Genomic DNA, 21,543 nt, shown 5'->3' with positions numbered 1-21,543 from the left:
TATGCAGTAAGGGATACCAGTCCCCCTTTGTTAGGAAATTAGGATACCGAATCAAATAGAATACATTTTTAAAAATCGAGAGTCGCACCAAGGGCGGAGTCTACCCTTTTTTAGGGTGCTAAGGTAGCAGACCCATCTTTATTTATAGAAAAGCTTGATCGTTCATAAAAATCATCAGAACTGCAATTATTTATTGCTGGTTTCTGATGATTTTTTTGATAGTTACGCAAAGATATTCAGGGTATGAATAATTCGGGCTAAAGATAGGTTAGCTTGTGAACTAGCTTAATCTCTTTTGTATTCCATTTTTTGGAATGCTTTTTTAGCTCTTTTGAGAACACGTTTACAATACATCTCTAAAATCATTACGACAGTATCATAAATACATCCTTAGGATTTGGGGTCTATAATAAGTTGTTTGGAAAATTTCAAGATCACAAGCAATTTGTATTTAACCTTGGAGTTTTTCAATATATAGTTATTTAGTTTTTAAATAGTATGCTATTGCATCAGTTATAGAGTCCATCTTGCGAAGTAATTCTGTAACTGATTTTTTTAGAATAGCCAACTTTGCTCAATTGGATTTAATTCTGGAGAATACGGTAGTAGAGGTAAAAAGAAGTGACCAGCATAGATAGAAAGTTCATCTAGTATTTTCTTAGGGTGAAAACATGCATTGACCATAACAATAACATGAGGAGTCTTTAAAGATGGTAGAAGCTCTTGTTTAAACCACTCTACAAAGAAATCACTCGTCATACTCTCTTTGTAAATCATTGGCGCTACAAAAGTCTGACCAATTTGTCCAGATACAATGGAAGTTCTTTCAAATCGACGACCAGAAACTTTGGAATAAATCTTTTCACCTCTAGGTGCACGGGCATTTTTACGATATAGATAAGTATCAATACCTGTTTCATCAATATAGACAATTGGAAAGCCTTTCAAAGCTGCTAGTGATTCAAGATATTGTCGAACCTTCTTTGCATCTTGTTCTTTGTAGCTCGTTATCTTTTTTTTTAAAGTGATGTTTATTTGTTTTAAGGCAGACTAAACAGAAGGAATACTGCAAGAAAAATGTTCTGCAATTTCCCTTAAAAAAGCGTCTGGATGGAAAGGCAACACCTATTTGGACAAATTTATAAATTCTTTTTCGTCAGACCTTAGTCTGACGTCCATAGGTGTCTGGTAATTGAGGCTTCCATGGATCCTTTGGTGATTCCACCAGTGAATGTAATCTAACGATTTTAATCTTAATTCATCCAATGTTTCAAACGATTCTTGCTGAACAAATTCTACTTTGAAAGATTTAAATGTACTTTCTGCTACGGCATTATCATAGGGACAACCAGCCTCACTGAGTGATTTCTCAATGGAGAAGGCACTAAATACTTCATCTATCAGCTTATTGTCAAATTCCTTTCCCCTATCTGAATGAAAAAGTTGAACTTCTGTCAATGAATAAGGAATACTTTGAATTGCCTCTTTGACTAATTCAGCTGATTTTTGCCATCCAAATGATTGACCGATAATCTCACGATTAAAGAGATCAATAATAATACAGGCATAGGCCCATCGTTTCTGGATACGAATATAGGTTAAATCGGAAACGATTACTTCCAGAGGATTTCTATTACTGAATTCTCGATTAACTTTGTTTGGGATCGAGTTTTCATTTTTCCCTTTTGAATAGGGTTTGTAATGAGCTATTTGATAAGCTGATATCAAATTGTGTTTTTTCATAATTTGGCGTGCCTTGCGTCTAGACAAATGGATTTCTTCCTTGGCAAGTGCTTTCTTAATTTTTCTAGCTCCATAAACACATAGACTCTTCTTGAAAATTCTTTGAACAGATTATTCAATCATTTCTTGATGATTATCTGAGGAACATGTTTCCTTGGGGTCCTTAGCTTTGTAATAGTAGGTAGAACGTGAAATTTCTAGAATGCGACACATGTCCGTTACGCTGTATTTGTCTTTGTTAGCAGTAATTATCGCTCTTTTTGTGCCATAATCACTGCCGCTTGCTTTAAAATATCTACCTCCATTTTCAAGCGCTGGTTTTCTTTTCGTAATTCCATTAGCTCTCGTTGCTCATCAGAAAGATTATCAATTGATTTAAAGGAGCCGGTTGTTTTAGACTGTCTAATCCATTTATCAAAGGTTGAGGGAGTCAAATCATACTGTTCGATAATTTCACTGCGTCTTTTACCTGCTCGATGAAGATCTACGATTTGTTGTTTGAATTCGTCACTGAAATGACGACGGGTACGCCTAGCCATAATATTCTCCTTTTGATTCAATTTTAGAAGAGTTTATAATTTCTGTCTAGTTTAGTATAACCCATCCAAGTTTAGTGTAACCCATCCATACCCTGTTATTGGGCACTTACGGTGTACCTTAAAAAAGACGAAAATCTTTTTTTAACAACTCAGAAATAGAATGTAGTCCTTTTTCTAGTAGTTTTCTTATAAAGATAATTAGAACAAAAGTAAAACCAATTCTAATTCCACCTAAAAATAGAAATTCAAATCCCTTTCTAATTACAGCTGGCTTGTTATTATCAGCAATTATCGGGAAAGTTGCCCTGATCCTCTCAATAATAAGAGGACCAAGATGTTTAGCATCAGTCAGAACTGTTACTATCAGTAAATTAATAACGAAAAGATAGAGGAATACTTTCAAATGAATAACAGTAGTTTTATCATATGAGGAATCCAGGCTAATTTCATCCTTGCCAAGACTTTCAAATCTAGTTTTGAATAATTCATCGAGAAATTCATCATTCATCATAAATGCGACAAAAGTTGTCAGAATTGAAACTACTGTAAATAGCTCTTTATCGATAAATCCAACAATCAACATCATTGAACCTATAAAGAAAAAATACCTAAAGTAATCGTTAAGGATTTGTGTATTAATTTCTTTATAAAACCTATCTTCAAGGAATGCATAAAGTATTAAAATAATCAAACTTATCCATTGAGTCACTCCATTATCTAAGACAATGATAACGATTGGAGTAGCTTCAATTAAAAAGAGCAATAGAGGGATGAAAATTGAATAGAGGAAACCTCTTATATTATTACTTAACTTGGCTTGAGTTCGAAAAATTAACCATTTACAAGCAAAAAGACAACCTAGAAATAAATACGGATTTAGTTTTCCAACAACCCCCGTATTTAAAACATTATTCTCAACAAAGGATATAACGAATAATAAAAACACAAAAGACTTATTAAGATTGTTCTTAAATGAATTCAATACAACAACCACCTTTCATTTTTTGTATATACAGTATACCAAAATAACTTGAATAATCAACTAAATAAGTTTATTAAAGAATAATAGTGTAAAAATTCCTCATATAGCGAACTTGTCGTGTATTTGAATTTCTTGAATTGCATAGGAAATACTTTTACCTAGGTAACGATTATTGTTGTTATCTGGAAAACGTTTGCAATCCATCTCTAAAACGCTTACAATGGTATCATAAATACATCCTTAGGAGGAATTTATGAAGAAGTTGAATGCGCAGGAGATTTTCTCCATTCGGAAATTCTCAACAGGGATTGCGTCTGTTGGGATTGCAATGACCTTCATGGGTGGTCAGGTGGCTGCGGATGAGGTCACAGAGTCTGAGTCTGTGGTGCAGGATCAGGGAGTAGCGACCAAGGAAGGTGAGACTCCAGCTGTTTACCAGGCTGAGCCGGTTGTGGAAGAGTCAGTATTGATTGACAATCCGGTGCCTGAGAAATCTGCTGAGATACCAGAGTCTCAGGCTCAGAGGTCGGAGGTTGCAGATGTTCCTGTTTCGGGTGAAGGCAAGAGTGACCCGATTGAGGAGGGGAGCTTCCGTGTTCATTTTAAAGAGCTGCCTTCAGAGAATGTGGAGAGTTTAGGTTTGTGGTCCTGGGATGATGTGGAGGTGCCGTCGTCTGATAAGGGGAGCTGGCCTACGGGGGCTACGAGTTTTGCGCAGGCTGGTCGTGATGACTACGGGTATTACATGGATGTCCGGATGAAGGGGGAGCAGGCTAAAAAGATTAGTTTGTTGATTAACAATACGGCTGGTGAGAATATAACGGGGGACAAGACCATTGAGCGGATTCGTTCGGATATGAACCAGGCTTGGTTTGATCAGAACTTTAAGTTGAGTCTGTATGAGCCTTTGCAGGAGGGCTATCTCCGGATTAATTATTTCCGGACGGATGGTAATTATGACCAGAAGAGTCTCTGGCTTTGGGGTGATGTTGCGGATGTACAGATGGGTGATTGGCCGGATGGTGTGGATTTTGAGCATCGGGGTCAGTATGGTGTTTATCGAGATGTGAAGCTGACAGAGTTGGCAAATTCAATTGGTTTTCTGTTATTGGATGAGAGTCAGGCTGGGGATGCGGTGAAGATTCAGCCTAAGGATTACAATTTCTCTGATTTGAAGAATCATACGCAGATTTTCCTCAAGGATGATGATGCAACGATTTACACCAATCCTTACTACATCAATGATGTTCGAGTGTTAGGGGCTGCCCATAATCGTCTCGATTCCTTGGAAGCAACATTCACAACTTTGGATGGCGTCAGCAAGGAAGATTTATTCGAAAAACTATCTGTTGTAGATAAGGATTCCAAGTCTGTCGTGATTCGTGACTTGATTCTGGATTCTGAGAGTAAGAAGGTTCAGCTTTTAGGAGATTTTTCTGCAGAGGGAGCGGGTTATACGCTCAAGTATGAAAATGATCGATTCCCAACTAAGATGGGCTGGCAGCTCAAGGATCAGCTGTATGGCTACCAAGGTGAGCTAGGTGCTCGTGTTTCAGAACAGGGGCGGGTGGTTGATTTAACCTTGTGGTCTCCGAGTGCGGAGCAGGTAGATTTAGTCTTGTATGACAAGCTTGACCCTAATCGGGTAGTTAGCACGCTGCCCTTAACCAGAGGAGATAGGGGACAGTGGGATCTTCAATTAAATCTTTCTTCCGGATTGGGAATCGAAGATTATCGGGGATACTTCTATCATTATCAAATCACGCGCCAAGGTGAAACGCTCTTGGTATTGGATCCGTATGCCAAATCCTTAGCGGCTTGGAATAGTGAGTTGGCGGATCAAGGTTCGGCCAATCGGGTTGCCAAGGCGGCCATTGTGGATCCGAGTGAGGCTGGACCAAAGGGCTTGAGCTTCGCGTCTATTCCCAACTTCAAGCAAAGGGAAGACGCTGTGATTTATGAGGCCCATGTTCGAGACTTCACTTCTGATCCAGCGATTGCTGGGGAATTGTCTCATCAATTTGGAACCTTTGCGGCATTTGCGGAACGGTTGGCCTACCTTAAGGAATTGGGTGTAACGCATATTCAACTCTTACCAGTTATGAGCTATTACTTTGTTAATGAGTTGAAGAATGGGGAGCGCTTGGCAGAGTATGCGTCATCCAACACCAATTACAATTGGGGTTATGATCCACAGTCCTACTTTGCCCTTGGTGGGATGTACTCAACTGATCCAAGCGATCCGATGAAGCGGATTCAGGAATTCAAGAATTTGGTTCATGAGATTCATCAGCAAGGCATGGGGGTTATCTTAGATGTCGTCTATAACCATACGGCCAAAACCTTCCTCTTTGAGGATTTGGAGCCCAATTATTATCACTTTATGGAGAGTGATGGGACGGCTAAATCGAGTTTTGGTGGGGGACGTTTGGGAACTACCCACCACATGAGTCGACGGGTTTTGGTGGATTCTATTAGGTATTTGGTGGATGAATACAAGGTGGATGGTTTTCGTTTTGATATGATGGGAGACCATGATACTGAGGCGATTGAATTAGCCTTTGCGGAAGCTAAAAAACTCAATCCAAATGTCATTATGCTTGGAGAAGGTTGGCGAACCTTTACAGGCGACTCCAATCAGCCGGTTAAGGCAGCGGATCAGGATTGGATGAGTTCGACCGATACAGTGGCGGTCTTCTCGGATGAGATTCGGAACACGCTCAAGTCCGGCTATCCAAATGAAGGACAACCCGCCTTTATTACAGGAGCACCTAAGAATCTGGAGTCTGTCTTTAACAATATCAAGGCTCAGCCGGGGAATTTCCTAGCGGACGATCCAGGGGATGTTATTCAATACATTGCGGCCCATGATAACTTGACCCTCTTTGATATTATCGCTCAATCCATTAAGAAGGATCCAAGCAAGGCGGAGAATGCGGCGGAAATTCATCAACGGCAGCGCTTGGGCAATCTGCTTGTGCTCACTTCGCAAGGAACACCGTTCATCCATTCTGGGCAGGAGTATGGTCGCACCAAGCAGTTCCGCCATCCTGATTATCGCTATCCGGTTTCAGAAGAGAAGGTTCCCAATAAGGCGCATTTGCTGACCAATGCGGATGGCAGTCCTTTTGATTATCCTTATTTCATCCATGATTCTTATGACTCATCGGACGCTGTGAATAAGTTTGACTGGAGCAAGGCGACCAACGCCAATCTCCATCCTGACAATGTCCGTACTCATGATTTCACCAAGGGACTCATTGCCTTGCGGAAGTCCAGCGATGCCTTTCGTTTAGGGACAAAAGAAAAAGTGGATAAGAATGTGACCCTATTGACAATCCCAGGCCAAAACGGCATCGGCATCGAAGACCTGGTCATCGGTTATCAGACCGTAGCCAGCAATGGTGATCGTTACGCGGTCTTTGTCAACGCCGATAGTAAGGAGCGTACCTTTGTCCTAAGCGAAGCAACCCATGATCTTTTACAAGGACAAGTCCTCGTTGATGGAGCGCGTGCAGGCACACAGGCTCTGACGAACCTTCAAGGAGTCAGTCTTGGTCAAAATAGTCTAACCCTAGCTCCATTGACAGCTACTGTCCTCTTGCTTCGTGCTCAAGCAGAGCAAGCACAAACGACAACCAAAGAAAAGGTGCTCGAAGAGCAGTTACCAGTTGAGGAAGAGGTCGTCTATGATTCCAAACTCCCTCAAAGCCACAAACAAGTACTCCAAGAAGGGCAAGCATGCAAGAAAATCAGTCGCTATCTGGAAACCTGGAAAGATGGGCAGTTGATTGAAAGCATTCTGATATCAGAAAAAATCGAAACTGGTCAAAAACGGATTGTAGTGGTTGGTACAGCAATACTGAAAGAAGTCGAGCAGACAGGCAAAGGCAATCCGATAAGCCAAGAAAATCCAAGTAGGACAGCAACAATGCCGGAACAAGTTTCAGCTATCGAACAAGCAACTGAAGGTGAGGACAAGCTTCCAAATACAGGGGAGCAAACTAGCCTCCTCGCCTTACTTGGAGTGAGTTCAGCAGCAATCAGTGCAGCACTCCTCAGGAAAAAAGAGGAGTAAACCTGTACACTAAAATAAACGTGAGCGCCCAATAACATGGACTTGTATTTCCGACTTTACTTGAGGAAGCGGCGTTACCAATGCAGTTCTTGCAAGAAGGTTGTCGTTTCAACAAGGCCACTGATGCAAAAGACGACTCAAATTTCGATCATTCTGATGGAGGAGATTACAGCCTTTGCAGATCAAGGTTACAGTCTTAAGAAGATTACAGATCTCCTGCCAGTTTTTTCAGCCACGGTGATCCGTGTTTTGAAATAGCTGGAAGCGATTGCGACTTCCGTCCCCTGCCATACCAAGCGGGGGATTTTTTTGATATAATGGAGGTAATTGAAAAGAGATTCCCATCTCCGCTCAAGGTCGGCACGCCCATTTCAGATCTTGTTCTGAAATCCGTTTAGTTGTAGGAGTTTTTATGGAAAAGTTAAAGGAGCAAGCGGGGATTCACGCGGCTAGTTATGTCGAAAATGGCATGATCGTTGGTCTAGGGACCGGGTCAACAGCCTATTATTTTGTTCAAGAACTGGGCCGGAGGGTTCAGGAGGAAGGGCTGGAGATTGTGGGGGTGACCACGTCGCACCGGACTGCTGAACAGGCTGAAGGTTTGGGGATTCCGCTGAAGACCATTGACCAAGTCCTGTCTGTAGATGTGACAGTAGACGGAGCAGATGAAGTGGATCCAGATCTCAATGGAATCAAGGGTGGTGGCGGTGCCCTCTTGATGGAGAAGGTGGTAGCCTTGCCGACCCAGGAGTATATCTGGGTAGTCGATGAATCTAAGTTGGTTGAGCATCTGGGAGCCTTTCCGCTTCCTGTTGAGGTGGTCCGCTATGGGGCCCAGCAGGTCTTCCATCGCTTCAAAGAACGGGGCTACCAACCGACTTTCCGGATGGTGGATGGGGACTATTATGTAACGGACATGCAAAACTACATCATCGATTTGCATCTGGAGCAGATTGAGGATCCCTTGGCCTTGGCCGAGGAGCTAGACCGGATGGTGGGTGTTGTAGAGCATGGTCTCTTTAACCAGATGGTCCAGCGTGTGGTGGTTGCTGGTCAAGATGGTATTCGTGAAATTACAAAATAAGAGGAGTAGCAAGATGTCAAAATTTGATCGTATTCATGTGGTTGTCATGGACTCTGTGGGAATTGGCGAAGCACCAGATGCTGCTAATTTCTTCAATGCCGGAGAACCAGATACAGGTTCCGATACCCTCGGACATATTTCAGAAACGGTTGGACTCAAGGTTCCCGAAATGGAAAAAATGGGCTTGGGAAATATTCAACGTCCTGAACCCTTGAAAACGGTAGCAGCTGTTGAGAATCCAACGGGTTATGTGACCAAGTTGGAAGAACAATCCCTTGGAAAAGATACCATGACGGGTCACTGGGAATTGATGGGCTTGCACATTACAGAACCATTTGATACTTTCTGGGATGGTTTCCCAGAGGACTTGCTCCAAAAAATTGAAGAGTTCTCAGGTCGTAAGATTATTCGTGAGGCAAACAAACCGTATTCTGGAACCGCTGTGATTGATGATTTCGGACCACGTCAGATGGAAACGGGTGAGTTGATTGTCTATACTTCTGCGGACCCTGTTTTGCAGATTGCGGCTCATGAAGACATTATTCCATTGGAAGAACTATACCGCATTTGTGAGTATGCGCGTTCAATTACCCTTGAGCGCCCAACTCTCTTGGGACGGATCATTGCCCGTCCTTTTGTAGGAGAACCAGGTCATTTTACCCGGACAGCCAACCGGCATGACTACGCAGTTTCTCCATTTTCTCCAACCATATTGGACAACTTGAAAGAAGCGGGAGTTCCAACTTATGCAGTTGGAAAAATCAATGATATTTTCAATGGTTCTGGGATTTCCAACGATGTTGGGCACAATCAATCCAATGAACATGGGGTTGATCAGTTGGTTGAAACCTTGAAGAACCCTGAATTTACAACAGGTTTATCCTTCACAAACTTAGTAGACTTTGATGCCCTCTTTGGTCATCGTCGTGATCCGGAAGGGTACCGTGATTCCTTGCAAGAGTTTGATGCGCGTATTCCTGAAATTATTGCCAATATGGGGGATAAGGATCTTCTCATGATTACCGCTGACCACGGCAATGATCCGACCTTTGTGGGAACCGATCATACTCGCGAATATGTACCTCTCCTGCTTTTCAGTAAGAGCCTGGAAGGAAGTGGTCACATTGAAGTGGGGAACTTTGCGGATGTAGCCGCTACTATTGCAGATAACTTTGGCGTGAAGCCATCCATGATTGGATCTAGTTTTTTGGATCAATTAAAATAAGGAGAATCTGGGAATGACATTGATGGATAAGATTAAAGAGACAGCTGCTTTTCTACAGGACAAGGGAATCTCAGCCCCTGAATTTGGGTTGATTCTGGGTTCAGGCTTGGGTGAATTGGCAGAAGAAGTGGAAAATGCCATTGTTGTTGACTATGCAGAAATTCCCAACTGGGGTCAGTCCACAGTTGTCGGACATGCTGGTAAGCTGGTCTATGGGGATTTGGCAGGCCGTAAGGTGCTAGCTCTCCAAGGACGTTTCCATTTCTATGAAGGAAATCCGATGGAAGTCGTGACCTTCCCGGTTCGTGTTATGAAAGCTCTTGGCGCAACAGGGATCATTGTAACCAATGCGGCTGGAGGAATTGAGTATGGCCCAGGTTCCTTGATGCTGATTTCTGATCACATTAACATGACCGGTCAAAACCCATTGATTGGGGAAAACTTGGAAGAATTTGGGCCACGCTTCCCAGATATGTCAGATGCTTATACAGCAGCTTACCGCTCTCGAGCTCGTAAGGTAGCAGCGGTCTTGGACATTGAACTTCAAGAAGGTGTCTATCTAGGAGTTACAGGCCCTACCTATGAAACACCAGCCGAAATCCGTGCCTACCAAACTATGGGAGCTAGTGCCGTTGGGATGTCAACCGTTCCAGAAGTCATCGTAGCTGCCCACTCAGGAATGAAAGTTTTGGGGATTTCAGCCATTACTAACTTTGCTGCAGGCTTCCAAGCTGAACTCAACCATGAAGAAGTGGTGGAAGTAACCCAACGCATCAAAGAAAACTTCAAGTCTTTTGTCAAGGCTGTTTTAGCAGAACTGTAAAATTGAATTTTCGGAGGTCAAAGAGTCAGGAATTGACTCTTTGAGTTTCTGGATAAGAGAACATCAATCAACCACTGCGTTAAAGTTACTTCACGAACTAAAATAGGAAGGTTGAGAATCTGGTCTCAACCTCCTTTAAAAGGAGAAATCATGTCAATCCATATTGAAGCCAAAGTAGGCGAAATTGCTGATAAAATCTTACTTCCTGGAGATCCTCTTCGGGCCAAATTTATTGCAGAGAATTTTTTAGAAGATGCCGTCCTCTTTAACCAAGTCCGTAATATGTTCGGCTATACTGGGACTTACAAAGGTCATCGTGTCAGTGTGATGGGGACTGGAATGGGAATGCCATCCATTTCCATCTATGCGCGGGAATTGATTGTTGATTACGGGGTTAAAAAGTTAATCCGTGTGGGGACTGCTGGTTCCCTATCAGGAGATGTTCACGTTCGTGAATTGGTTCTAGCTCAAGCAGCTGCAACCAACTCTAACATTATTCGGAACGACTGGCCCATGTATGACTTCCCACAAATTGCTAGCTTTAAGTTGCTAGATAAGGCTTACCACATCGCCAAGGACATGGGCTTGACGACCCACGTAGGAAGTGTCCTATCCTCTGATGTCTTTTATTCTAAGTTCTTCAAGGAAAACCTTGAGCTTGGAAAACTTGGAGTCAAAGCCGTTGAAATGGAAGCCGCAGCCCTCTATTACTTGGCTGCACAACACCATGTTGAAGCTTTGGGAATTATGACCATCTCAGATAGTCTCGTAAATCCTGAAGAAGATACGACCGCAGAAGAACGCCAAAACACCTTCACCGATATGATGAAGGTTGGTTTGGAAACCTTGATTGCTGAATGAGAAAGTGGAGCCTCAGGCTCCACTTTCTTAATAGGAGAAAACGTTGGAAAAAAATCAAATTGTAGAAGTAGAAATTGTAGATCTCAGTCATGAAGGGCAGGGAATTGCCAAGGTAGACGGTCGTGTCTTTTTTGTAGACAATGCCCTGCCTGGAGAAGTCATTCGTATGCGAGTCCTTAAGGTTAACAAGAAAATCGGTTACGGCAAGGTGGAGGACTGGCTACAAGTTTCGCCTCATCGAAACCAGGAGACCAACTTGACCTATCTTCGGACTGGGATTGCAGACCTGGGCCATCTGAACTATGATCAGCAGTTGCTGTTCAAGCAAGGCCAAGTGAAGCAGAATTTGAAAAAGATTGCTGGTCTAGACAGTGTGGCCGTTGCCCCAACCCTAGCAGCTGACTCCCCTCTAGCTTATCGCAACAAAGCTGCCGTACCTGTTCGCCGGGTCCAAGGACAACTAGAAAGCGGTTTTTTCAGAAAAAACTCTCATGACTTGATTCCCATTGAAGATTTTTATATACAAGAAAAAGAAATCGACGCGTTAATCTTGGCGACCCGAAATCTCTTGAGACGCTTGGATTTAAAACCTTATGATGAGAAAGAAGGGACTGGGCTGATTCGCAATATCTTGGTGCGTCGTGCTCATTATACAGGTCAAATGATGCTAGTCTTGGTCACCACGCGCCCGAAGGTCTTCCGGATTGAAGTCTTGATTGAGCAACTGACTAAGGAATTCCCAAATCTGGTATCGATTCTGCAGAATATCAATGACCAAAAAACCAATGCCATTCTGGGCAACGAATTCCGTCTCCTTTACGGTAAGGAAACGATTGTGGACCAGATGTTGGGCAATGAGTTCGAAATTTCCGCCCAATCCTTCTACCAGGTTAACACTCCAATGGCTGAAAAACTCTACCAAGTTGCCATGGACATGGCACAACTCAAGGCCGATGACATCGCTATCGATGCTTATTCCGGTATTGGAACCATCGGACTATCCCTAGCCAAACAAGTCGCGCACGTTTATGGAGTTGAAGTCATCCCCAAAGCCGTCGAGGACAGCCAGAAAAATGCCCAACGCAATCACATCGACAATGTGACCTACGTCTGCGACCAAGCCGAAACAGCCATGCAAAACTGGGTGAAACAGGGAATCCAACCAACCGTCATCTTTGTTGACCCACCACGAAAAGGCCTCACCCCAAGCTTTATCGAATCCAGCGCCCAAGTCCAACCGGACCGCATCGTCTACATCTCCTGTAACTCCGCCACCATGGCGCGTGATGTGAAACACTACGAAGAACTTGGATACAAACTAAAGGAAGTTCAGCCGGTCGATCTGTTTCCGATGACACACCATGTGGAGGCAGTGGGATTGTTGGTGAAAGAGTAGAATTTATTGAATGAAAAGAGAATGAAAAGCCTTGGTTGCAAGGCTTTTTATTATTATGGCTTCAAGCCAGTTTTTCTCGTAGAGAAAAACGAAAAAGACTGCAACTGAGGCATTATATTATTTTTTGTTATATAATAAAATAGTAGTACAATTTGGAGGTCATAAGATATTGCAGACACTGATTGAATTTGTAGCAATTGCAGAGGAAAAAGTGGTTGATAATTTCGATAGTTACATGATGGAATTTAAAACTTTTATGGTCCAATCAGGAGTAATTGATGATGAATCAGTAGTTAGTCAAATTCATAGCCTAACTGAAGTACCACTTTATGTTATTGATTTCCATTCTGAAGAATGTATTTGGAAAATCGATGTAAAATTTAATACATATGAAAATAGTTATGAACTTGAAGTTTCAATTCAAAGTGAAAATTACAGTCTTAACATTGAAAATGACTATCTTGAACGATTAAAGGTTGTAGTGAAAAACTTTATCAAAGCTAAACATAAAAAGATATTTTGGTTGTATGATGCTGAGTCTGAATTTTTAGCAACTGATTTATACCCAAGAATTTTTATGGTTGAAAATTTAGCTAGAAAATTTATTACAATGGTAATGAATAGGAAATTTGGTATTCATTGGTGGAATCTTGTATCATTAAAAATTCAAGAAAAGCACAAAAGTAGACTTAGTGGCTACAAAGCAATACTTGATAATTTCAAAGATGTAGATGAACGATTGATGTCTATTGATACAGGTGATCTACTTGATATATTATCAAATAAAGTGATGAAGTGGGAGTCTTCCGAAGAGAATATAATGAAATTGACTCAGCCTAATTTACATTTGGAAAATTTGGCTAAAATTCTACAAAGTCAGCAAGTTGTATATGGTGATTGGTGGCAAATGATTTTTTCTCCTCTTTTGCCTGAAAGTTTTCTGGACGATTTCAAAATATTTGAATTGAATCGAAATCATATCGCTCACAATAAATTGATAGATAAATCAGCCTATAGGAAAATATTAAATTCAATTAATGTTGTTCAAGGAGGATTAGATGATGGTATGCAAAAGATGTCGTTAGAAGTTAAATCAGAGGAGGAGCGTAAGGAAGAAGAATTTGAGTCTGAATTATTCTATCTAAAAGAAGAGTCAATCCTGTCGGAAAGAATTCTTGAATTAAAGGAAAGTGAGAGTGGGGTAATAATTCGTGATAGAAATCAGATTCTAGCTAAATTCAATGATGAATTGAGTAGACTTTATGATTCGATTGAAGAAAACTTCCGATTCAGTGGGTATTTGAATTTCAGCGATTATACTGCACTAAATGATTGTAATTCAAATTGTGTTGTATTCGAAATTGAAAACAAAATAGATGGTCAGTTAATTAGTTTTGAGGCTGATACAGATATAAACGACTATGAAGGTTCCGAAAGTTTCTTATATTTAAGGTTTAAAAAAGATGGAAGTTCAAGTTCAGAATCAATTGGAAGAGTATCCTATACTAATGGAGAGGTTGAATTCGATGAGTCTCAAGGTATTTACTTGCCTGTCCAGATGGATGGTGTTTCAGAGTACGAACTGTCTAGACTAGGTAATAGATTGGTTGAAATAATAAATACTGGATTCATAGATTATAAGGCATTAGTGGAAAGTTCCAGATATTCTATAATTAAAGATGGGGGCTCTGATCCTATTTTAGATGTACCTTGTGAAGAGTGTGGGGAGGAATGGATATGTGTTGATAAAAAGATCGCAGATTTTGGTAAATGTCTGAACTGTGGAGAAATCAACGAAGTAACAGACTGTGAGAGATGTGGTCGCTATGATTTGGGTTCAAAAAGTGACGATTTTCCTTTTCTATGTGATGACTGTGAAAATTACTATTTAAAGGATTAGAATTATCGTTCCACAGTATTATCGAAAATTAATCCAATTTGATTTCGTTTCATAATATAGGTAAGACCTATCAGCACATGTGGAGGCAGTATCACTGCTTGTACGAGATGATTTAGCATCGAAGTAAAAGTAGATGCTTAGCTGTTATAAAGTGAGGAAACTTGTGACCGTAGGGTAACAGCGAAGTGCTGAATCTGGAATTGTTGGTAATGGAAGAATAGACAATCGATAATAATACCTATTCCTGGTAATCTTTGTGAGAAAATATTCGGTGATAGTCGAATAATGATTGGTTGAATTGCTAATAAATAAGCTATGGCATGCTCTTCAACAATTGAAGAGTGCTCTCTGCTAACAAATAGGAGGTTCCATCATGAGTATTTGGGATGAATTAAAATTGGTCCATTTGGCTAGTAGGAGGTCATTTGAGAGAGGACTTCGTTACTATTTCCAAAAGAAAGTTCTGGGAATGGAGATCTTGGCTGAAGGTGTTTTCAAAGGAGAAGTCAGTGGTTCGAATCATCAAATTTATCAAGTAGAAATCTATATTCATCAGCCACGTAAGTCGAACTGCACTTGTCCTTTTGCAGCTGGTAGACAAGTTGTCTGCAAACATATGGTTGCCCTTTATTTCCAACAGTTCCCAGAACAAGCACAAGCGGTGCTTGATTATTGGGAGCAAGAGGAACGAGAAAAAGAGATGCTCCGTCAAGCTATGGAAGATGAGATGCGATTGCTACGAGAGCAGAAGCTTCAAAAAATTACAGCCTATGTAGACAAGCTGACCCCAGATCAATTACGGGAGGAATTGATCGAAACTTTGATGAAAATGGAAGAGCTCACTAGTCAAGAAACGGATGTTTTTTACGAAGAAGAAGACTACGAAGATGACTGGTATGATGAAGAGAATGGATACTTTTTCTTCTGAGATAGCTATTTTTGACTGAATTTCCCCCAATTTTGGCTCACTAACCACTAGGTTAGTGAGCTTTTTTCATAATAAGCTTGAACATTATATCGAGGTTTGATATAATCTAGTTATAACGTATCGCGATATATCGTATGTAGATGTAAGAAAGAGAGGATTTATGATTAGTGACAAATTGAAAAGAAGTTATGTTCCCATGACGGAATCTGCCTTCTACATCTTGTTCAGCCTTCAATCGCCCCAGCATGGCTATGGAATTGGACAGAATGTCAAAAGCTTGACCAATGACGAAGTGAAAATTGGACCTGGGACTATGTATGGTTCTTTGTCAAAAATGGAAAAGGACGGACTCATCCAATTTGTAGGTGAGGAAGAAAAAAGGAAGATCTACGTCATCACGGAACTCGGTAAGGAGATTCTAGACACAGAAATACAACGAATCGCAAGATTGTATCGGAATAGTAGAGGAGAATAAGCAATGGCGAAAAGAAAAGTTCTGTTTAGATGGTTTACAATTGCGGATTATCTTGAGGAAGAAGTCTGGTTGTCCCAGCAGCAACAACAAGGTTGGAAATTGGTTGATATTAAACCGATTGGGATTTTTGCTTTTGAAGAAACCACTGAAACACAAGCCATCTACAAACTGGATTTTAAAAATCAGAATCCAGCAGAGGATTATATTCAGATGTATCGAGATTATGGCTGGGAATATGTAACCAAATGCAATGGTTGGAATTATTTCAGAAGCATTGAGGGAGCGCAAGTAGGTGCTGAGGAATTGGATATTTTTTCAGATGATGCTTCAAAATTGGAGATGATTCAAGAAGTTTTTCAAAAACGAATTCTCCCGATTGTTGCTATCTTTTTATCGATTATTCTCCCGACCCTTTTTAGAAAAATAAATGTATCATCAGGAATTGCAAGTTTTATCTTTAATTTTTATGTCTTTCTTGCAATTGTTTATGTTCTTTTATTGGGATATACAGGTTGGAAATTATTGAAATTAAAGCGCTCCTTAACAAATCGTATTCGAAATTAAACGATTTTCTCTTTAAATATGGAAGCGACTGTTATTTTCCCTGCTAAAGTTTCAACAGTAAATAATTGAAGAATAGGAAACAAAATGCTAACATTTTAGATAGATGTTAGCATTTTGTTTTTAAGTAAAGGTTTAAGGAATGGAAAAGAAGCATCAAATTTTTGAGAGTATGGATGAAAACAGTGGTTTTCTAACGTATCAACAAGTTCTTGAAAAGGAACTTCCTTACAAGTCATTGTTAAATATGGTGAGTGAGGAGCAGGTCGTAGTGGAAGAAAAAGGGCTTTATCGTTTACCAGATACATATCTGGATGAATGGTTTGTGCTGCAACATCGTTTTTCCAAAGGAATTTATTCTTTGGACACTGCCTTATGGTTACATGGATTGACCTTGACAGTCCCGTTTGAGATGAGTATGAGCTTTCCATATGGGACAAATACAAAAAATATCAAAGAAGGAGGAGTGCGACCGGTCATCCTACGTTCCAATTATGAGACAGGTATTGTGGAATTAGAGCGGCTACCAGGTCAAGTGGTAAGAGTGTATGAGCTAGAAAGGACATTGGTTGAGTGTCTTCGGCCTATTTACCATATCGATATTCAAGTAGTCGCTCCAGCTTTTCAGGCCTATTTTAAGAGTGGGACGATTAAGCTCTCAAAACTCTTTCAATACGCCAAGATTTTTAGAGTAGAAAAGAAGCTACAATCTTATCTGGAGGTATTACAATGAAGTTTTCAAATGCAGTTAGTTTTAAAGCGAAGATTAAAAATTTAGCGAAAGAAAAAGCGGTGCCTCCGCAACAAATTCAGCAAAATTATCTGATTGAACAAGTTCTGAAATTAATTGCGACGAGTAATTTTAAAGATCATTTTATTGTAAAAGGTGGCTATCTGATTGGGCACTTAATCGGAGTTGACAAACGTACTACAATGGATTTGGATGTTACATTAAAGGGAACAGAGCTAGATCAAAAGAACCTTCTGGCCATGTTCGAAGAGATTTTGTCACAGCCAACTGAGAATTTTAGTTTTACAGTGGATGGATTAGAACCGATTCGCAAAGATGATCAATATGGGGGCTATGCCTTAAAATTGAACGCGACATTTGAAAAATTGCGAGAGGTAGTCTTTATAGACATCACAACCGGAGACAGTATTACGCCTAGAGAGATTCGCTACACGATCGAATCTGTTTTCTCAAATGAAGTGATAAAGGTTTGGGCCTATAATCTGGAAACAGTTCTCGCTGAAAAATTAGAAGCAATCATTAGTCGAGGACAAGCTTCCACTCGTCCCCGTGATCGTTATGATCTTTTTTCCTTGTTTAAACTTAGAAATGAAGAGATTGACTACTTTGTACTAGGAAATGCATTGAAAAACACTACAACTAAGAGAGGAAGTAGCGAGTTTCTAGATTATTGGGAAGAGCAAGTAGATAGTATTGAAAATTCTGAGTATCAAAGACAGCTTTGGCTACGGTATCAGAAGCAATTTACTTATGCTCGACTGATTTCATTTGAAGAATCTGTTCAAGTTGTAAGGGATTTGATGCAAAAAACTGACACTAAGAGGGACGATTAGTACTCTAACCTAGACTTGGAATGGCACCTTTGGATTAGCTCTCCCCCACATTCCAAAAAACCACAAACCGCTAACGTTTTCAATCAATGTTAACGATTTGTTTCGAATCTTCTTCCAACTGTACTTGAACTTCTTCGATAAAGGCTCGTTCAATCGGACTTTGTTTACGGTTTTTCTTCCAGATGAGGAAAAGCTTTGAGACTTCGAGATTTTCTATTGGGATGGTGACTAAATCTGGGTCATGTAAGATGCCATCAAAGGCGAGGGCGATTCCGACGCCTGCTTTGACTAGGAGGCCGGCGTTGTAGAGGAGGTTGTAGGTGGCGGCAATTCTGGCTTGATCCAGTTCTTGGAAAATCAGATGTTTGCTATCGGTTTGAGAGGAAATGATGAGGGGATAGGCTAGGACATCGCTTAAGCTCACTTGTTTTCGTTTGGCTAGTTTGTGGTTTTTGGGAACGATGATAGACCAGCGATCCTTTCTGGGGAGCTCTAGATGCTGGTGTTTTTGTGGGATTTGGGTTCCGAATACGATTCCAAAGTCCAGGGTTCCTTGGTTTAGGCCTTCGTATACGTCGTCGGCGTTGCCGGAGCGGAAATGAAGGCGGACTTGTGGGTAGAGAGTGGTCATGCTTTCACTGGCGCGTGCGATCAGTTGGAGTGAGGAACTTTCGGCTGCTCCGATATAAATTTCTCCAGTGATGTCTCCTTGTTTTCCAAGATTTTCTTCTGTTTTCTTAACCAGGGATAGGATTTCCAGTGCCCGATTGTAGAGGTATTGTCCATCGTCCGTCAGCTGGATTTGGCGGCTCGAGCGTCTAAGGAGCAGGGTTCCGAACTCTTCCTCCAAGTCTTTGATTTGTCGTGACAGCGTTGGTTGGGTAATGCTGAGTTTTTCTGCGGCACGCGTGATACTTCCCTCTTGGGCGATGGTTACAAAGTAATTTAGAACACGTATATCCATTTTGTTATTCCTCCTTTTTTTGTTATATACCTAAAAAGCATATAATAGATAGAAAATAGGTATTTGTTATTTTATTTTGTGAGAGTTATACTGGTTTTACCGTAAAAATAGAAAGTAGGAAATCGCAATGAAGCAGACTAAACTTGAAACAAAATGGGATAAGGTCTTTGCCAAAAGTGACCGGGTACATCATGAAAAAGTGACGTTTACCAATCATTTCGGGATTGAATTGGTAGCGGATCTCTATAAACCTAAGGATGTATCCGAGAGCCTACCGGCTTTAGCCGTAGCGGGGCCTTTTGGAGCGGTTAAGGAACAGGTATCCGGGCTTTATGCACAAGAAATGGCTGAGCGAGGTTTTCTAACAATTGCTTTTGATCCCTCATTTACAGGAGAATCCGGAGGCTTCCCACGTGCTATGCACTCTCCGGATATCAATACAGAAGATTTTCAAGCAGCGATTGATTTCTTGGTGACCCATCCACAGGTTGATGAAAATCGCATCGGGGCGATTGGAATCTGTGGCTGGGGTGGTTATGTCATCAACTTAGCGGCAATTGATCCACGAGTTAAGGTGTCTGTAGCTTCAACTCTGTATGACCTTTCTCGTGTAGCTGCAAAGGGATATTTTGATGAAGCTGATAGTGAAGAAGCCCGTCACCAAGCGCGTGTGGCTCTGGCTGAACAACGAACTGCTGATACTAAGACAGAAACGTTCCTATTAGCAGGTGGTGTAGTGGATCCTTTGCCAGAGGATGCTCCTTATTTTGTGAAAGATTACTATGCTTATTATAAACAGCCTCGTGGCTACCACGCGCGTAGTGTCAATTCTAATGATGGTTGGGCTGTCCAAGCAGCCACTTCACTGGCCAACACTCGTTTGTGGCGATACAGTTCTGAGATTCGCAATGCCGTTTTAATTGTTCATGGCGACAAAGCCCATTCCTATTATATGGGAAAAGATGCCTTTGCCCAACTAAAAGGTGACAACAAAAAGCTACTGACAGTAGAAGGAGCTAGTCACACAGATTTATATGATCAGATCGATAAGATTCCATTTGATGAGATGAAGGACTTTATCCTTGAAAATATGAAGTAGGAGAATGTGATGACGAGCTTGCTTGAGAGAATTCAAAATCAGGGTGAGATTCTACCTGGGGATTCGCTGTTCCAAGAAATACACCAGATAAAGTCTGAGAAAGGGCCAATCATTCAGCGCTTAAACACTGGAATGATGTCAAAGGAAGAAATTCAAAAGCAGGTAAGCTCCATTACTAGTCTGAACCTTGATCAGTCTGTGGAAATTTCTCTCCCTTTCCAAACAGACTTTGGCGCCCAGATCCGTTTTGAGAAGGATCGCTTTATCAATAAGGGAGCTTTCTTTGTGGATTTAGGTGGAATTGAGATTGAAGACCACGTTTTGATTGGTCTCAGGGTAACACTTCTAACGGTCATTCTTATCTTGGAACCCGCGAAAAGAAGGGGTTAGTGACTCGGCCAATTAGAATAAGCAAAAATGCTTGGTTAGGGGCTGGTGTAACAGTTCTTCCTGGAGTTACGATTGGTGAAAATGCGGTTGTTGCGGCAAATAGCACGGTGAAGAAGAACGTTCCAACTGATACAATCGTAGCAAGAATTCGAGCAACAGTCATTAGAAGTCTATCCTAACAACTAGTTCATTGTAAAAAGGAGAAATAGCATTGTGGCGGTGTTTGTCACTTGGCAACTTCAAAATGCAACCTCGGTAGGTCAATTTACCCAACAAATGATGGAAGAGTATTAATACTCATTAAATTTCAAAATCTGACGTTGTCAAACCTCTTCGGTGAACCTTAGTTCTACCATCATCGGCGTTCCTAGTCATCTTTTTGAAATTTTTCGAGTATTCCGATTTAGAAGTTAGTTAAGTATAAATAGACACAAAAGAAATAATTAGAGAGTTTGTGGGACAGTCAGATTTTTATGATAGTTCGAGCTCTCCAGAGGCTAGGGTCTATTTCATTGATCGAGGGAATGGTTTTTATTTGAAGCAAAGTTCAAAGGGAACTTTGAAGCTAGAAGCAGAAATGACTGGTTGTTTTCATTCCAAGGGACTGGGAATTGAGGTGATGAGTTATGTTTCGGAGGCTAGCGATTGGTTTTTGACTGCAGCTGTTAAGGGAGAAGACGCGGTTGCTCAAAGATATACTCTTTTAGTTTATCTTTTATTACTGTGTTAGCTCGTCTTGCCGTACTTAAGTACTGTCTACGACTTGCTGCCTTGTACTAAAAGTAAACTAAAACTCCAAGCAGGCTTCGCCTGCTAACTCATGACGGAAAATTAGTTTAGGTATATAATAAAGATGAGCAATACAAATCCGTAAGTTTATTAGGGCTTTGCCGAGCCTGTAACTAAAACTG

18 protein-coding genes and 2 pseudogenes are annotated in these 21,543 nt (G+C 41.0%); 16 read left to right on the top strand and 4 right to left on the bottom strand.

Going from position 1 to position 21,543, the window contains the following annotated elements; genetic code table 11:
• Positions 1-555: 555 nt before the first annotated feature.
• The 3 genes and pseudogenes from I2503_RS09785 to I2503_RS05995 form a co-directional block, all read right to left on the bottom strand.
• Positions 556-948, bottom strand: a complete 393-nt coding sequence (locus I2503_RS09785) for a transposase (protein ID WP_196967335.1) — start codon at positions 946-948, stop codon at positions 556-558.
• 177 nt (positions 949-1,125) lie between these two features.
• Positions 1,126-2,282: pseudogene (locus I2503_RS06000) on the bottom strand (IS3 family transposase).
• 118 nt (positions 2,283-2,400) lie between these two features.
• Positions 2,401-3,264 (bottom strand): hypothetical protein, encoded by an 864-nt coding sequence (locus I2503_RS05995; protein ID WP_196967334.1) that lies wholly within the window; start codon positions 3,262-3,264, stop codon positions 2,401-2,403.
• Between the two features lie 253 nt (positions 3,265-3,517).
• Between I2503_RS05995 and I2503_RS05990 the strand changes: the two genes are divergently transcribed.
• The 13 genes from I2503_RS05990 (at position 3,518) to I2503_RS05935 (ending at position 18,179) form a co-directional block, all read left to right on the top strand.
• Positions 3,518-7,342: a pullulanase gene (locus I2503_RS05990; protein ID WP_196967333.1), complete on the top strand. Its 3,825-nt coding sequence runs from the start codon at positions 3,518-3,520 to the stop codon at positions 7,340-7,342.
• Between the two features lie 123 nt (positions 7,343-7,465).
• On the top strand, positions 7,466-7,600 hold the full coding sequence (locus tag I2503_RS09780; protein WP_282097727.1) for a hypothetical protein: 135 nt from the start codon (positions 7,466-7,468) through the stop codon (positions 7,598-7,600).
• Between the two features lie 154 nt (positions 7,601-7,754).
• Positions 7,755-8,426, top strand: a complete 672-nt coding sequence (rpiA, locus tag I2503_RS05985; RefSeq protein WP_196091926.1) for a ribose-5-phosphate isomerase RpiA — start codon at positions 7,755-7,757, stop codon at positions 8,424-8,426.
• Between the two features lie 13 nt (positions 8,427-8,439).
• A complete protein-coding gene (locus I2503_RS05980) occupies positions 8,440-9,651 on the top strand; it encodes a phosphopentomutase (RefSeq protein WP_196091927.1) in 1,212 nt (403 codons plus the stop codon).
• 13 nt (positions 9,652-9,664) lie between these two features.
• Positions 9,665-10,474, top strand: coding sequence for a purine-nucleoside phosphorylase (locus tag I2503_RS05975; protein ID WP_196091928.1), 810 nt, complete (start codon positions 9,665-9,667; stop codon positions 10,472-10,474).
• A gap of 150 nt (positions 10,475-10,624) precedes the next feature.
• The gene (gene deoD / locus I2503_RS05970) at positions 10,625-11,335 is read left to right on the top strand and encodes a purine-nucleoside phosphorylase (protein WP_196091929.1); all 711 of its coding nucleotides are present in this window, start codon (positions 10,625-10,627) and stop codon (positions 11,333-11,335) included.
• A gap of 43 nt (positions 11,336-11,378) precedes the next feature.
• Positions 11,379-12,731: a 23S rRNA (uracil(1939)-C(5))-methyltransferase RlmD gene (gene rlmD / locus I2503_RS05965; protein WP_196091930.1), complete on the top strand. Its 1,353-nt coding sequence runs from the start codon at positions 11,379-11,381 to the stop codon at positions 12,729-12,731.
• A 169-nt stretch (positions 12,732-12,900) separates the two neighbouring features.
• Complete coding sequence (locus I2503_RS05960; RefSeq protein ID WP_247644689.1) at positions 12,901-14,631, top strand: hypothetical protein; 1,731 nt, start codon at positions 12,901-12,903, stop codon at positions 14,629-14,631.
• A 373-nt stretch (positions 14,632-15,004) separates the two neighbouring features.
• On the top strand, positions 15,005-15,559 hold the full coding sequence (locus tag I2503_RS05955) for an SWIM zinc finger family protein (protein WP_196091931.1): 555 nt from the start codon (positions 15,005-15,007) through the stop codon (positions 15,557-15,559).
• Positions 15,560-15,719: 160 nt separating this feature from the next.
• Positions 15,720-16,034: a PadR family transcriptional regulator gene (locus I2503_RS05950; protein WP_196091932.1), complete on the top strand. Its 315-nt coding sequence runs from the start codon at positions 15,720-15,722 to the stop codon at positions 16,032-16,034.
• Positions 16,035-16,037: 3 nt separating this feature from the next.
• Positions 16,038-16,598 carry a DUF2812 domain-containing protein gene (locus I2503_RS05945; RefSeq protein WP_196091933.1) on the top strand — a complete coding sequence of 187 codons (561 nt, stop codon included), beginning with the start codon at positions 16,038-16,040 and terminating at the stop codon, positions 16,596-16,598.
• Between the two features lie 139 nt (positions 16,599-16,737).
• Entirely contained in the window at positions 16,738-17,328 is a 591-nt protein-coding gene (locus I2503_RS05940; RefSeq protein WP_196091934.1) for a transcriptional regulator, read from the top strand.
• Entirely contained in the window at positions 17,325-18,179 is an 855-nt protein-coding gene (locus I2503_RS05935) for a nucleotidyl transferase AbiEii/AbiGii toxin family protein (RefSeq protein ID WP_196091935.1), read from the top strand. The genes I2503_RS05940 and I2503_RS05935 overlap by 4 nt, the downstream gene beginning before the upstream one ends.
• A gap of 79 nt (positions 18,180-18,258) precedes the next feature.
• Here the strand turns inward: I2503_RS05935 and I2503_RS05930 are convergent, their stop codons facing one another.
• Positions 18,259-19,143, bottom strand: a complete 885-nt coding sequence (locus tag I2503_RS05930; RefSeq protein WP_196967332.1) for a LysR family transcriptional regulator — start codon at positions 19,141-19,143, stop codon at positions 18,259-18,261.
• A gap of 127 nt (positions 19,144-19,270) precedes the next feature.
• Here I2503_RS05930 and I2503_RS05925 point away from each other — a divergent pair, with 127 nt between their 5' ends.
• The 3 genes and pseudogenes from I2503_RS05925 to I2503_RS05915 all read left to right on the top strand — a co-directional run bounded on the left by I2503_RS05925 (position 19,271) and on the right by I2503_RS05915 (position 21,362).
• Positions 19,271-20,242, top strand: coding sequence for an alpha/beta hydrolase (locus I2503_RS05925; RefSeq protein WP_196967331.1), 972 nt, complete (start codon positions 19,271-19,273; stop codon positions 20,240-20,242).
• Positions 20,243-20,251: 9 nt separating this feature from the next.
• A pseudogene (locus tag I2503_RS05920) lies at positions 20,252-20,811 on the top strand (DapH/DapD/GlmU-related protein).
• Between the two features lie 275 nt (positions 20,812-21,086).
• A complete protein-coding gene (locus I2503_RS05915; protein WP_196967330.1) occupies positions 21,087-21,362 on the top strand; it encodes a hypothetical protein in 276 nt (91 codons plus the stop codon).
• Positions 21,363-21,543: the final 181 nt, after the last annotated feature.

This window comes from Streptococcus sp. NLN64, from assembly GCF_015831295.1.
Taxonomy (GTDB): domain Bacteria; phylum Bacillota; class Bacilli; order Lactobacillales; family Streptococcaceae; genus Streptococcus.
Note: the sequence above shows the minus strand (reverse complement) of the source record. Positions and strands in the feature narration are given on the sequence as shown.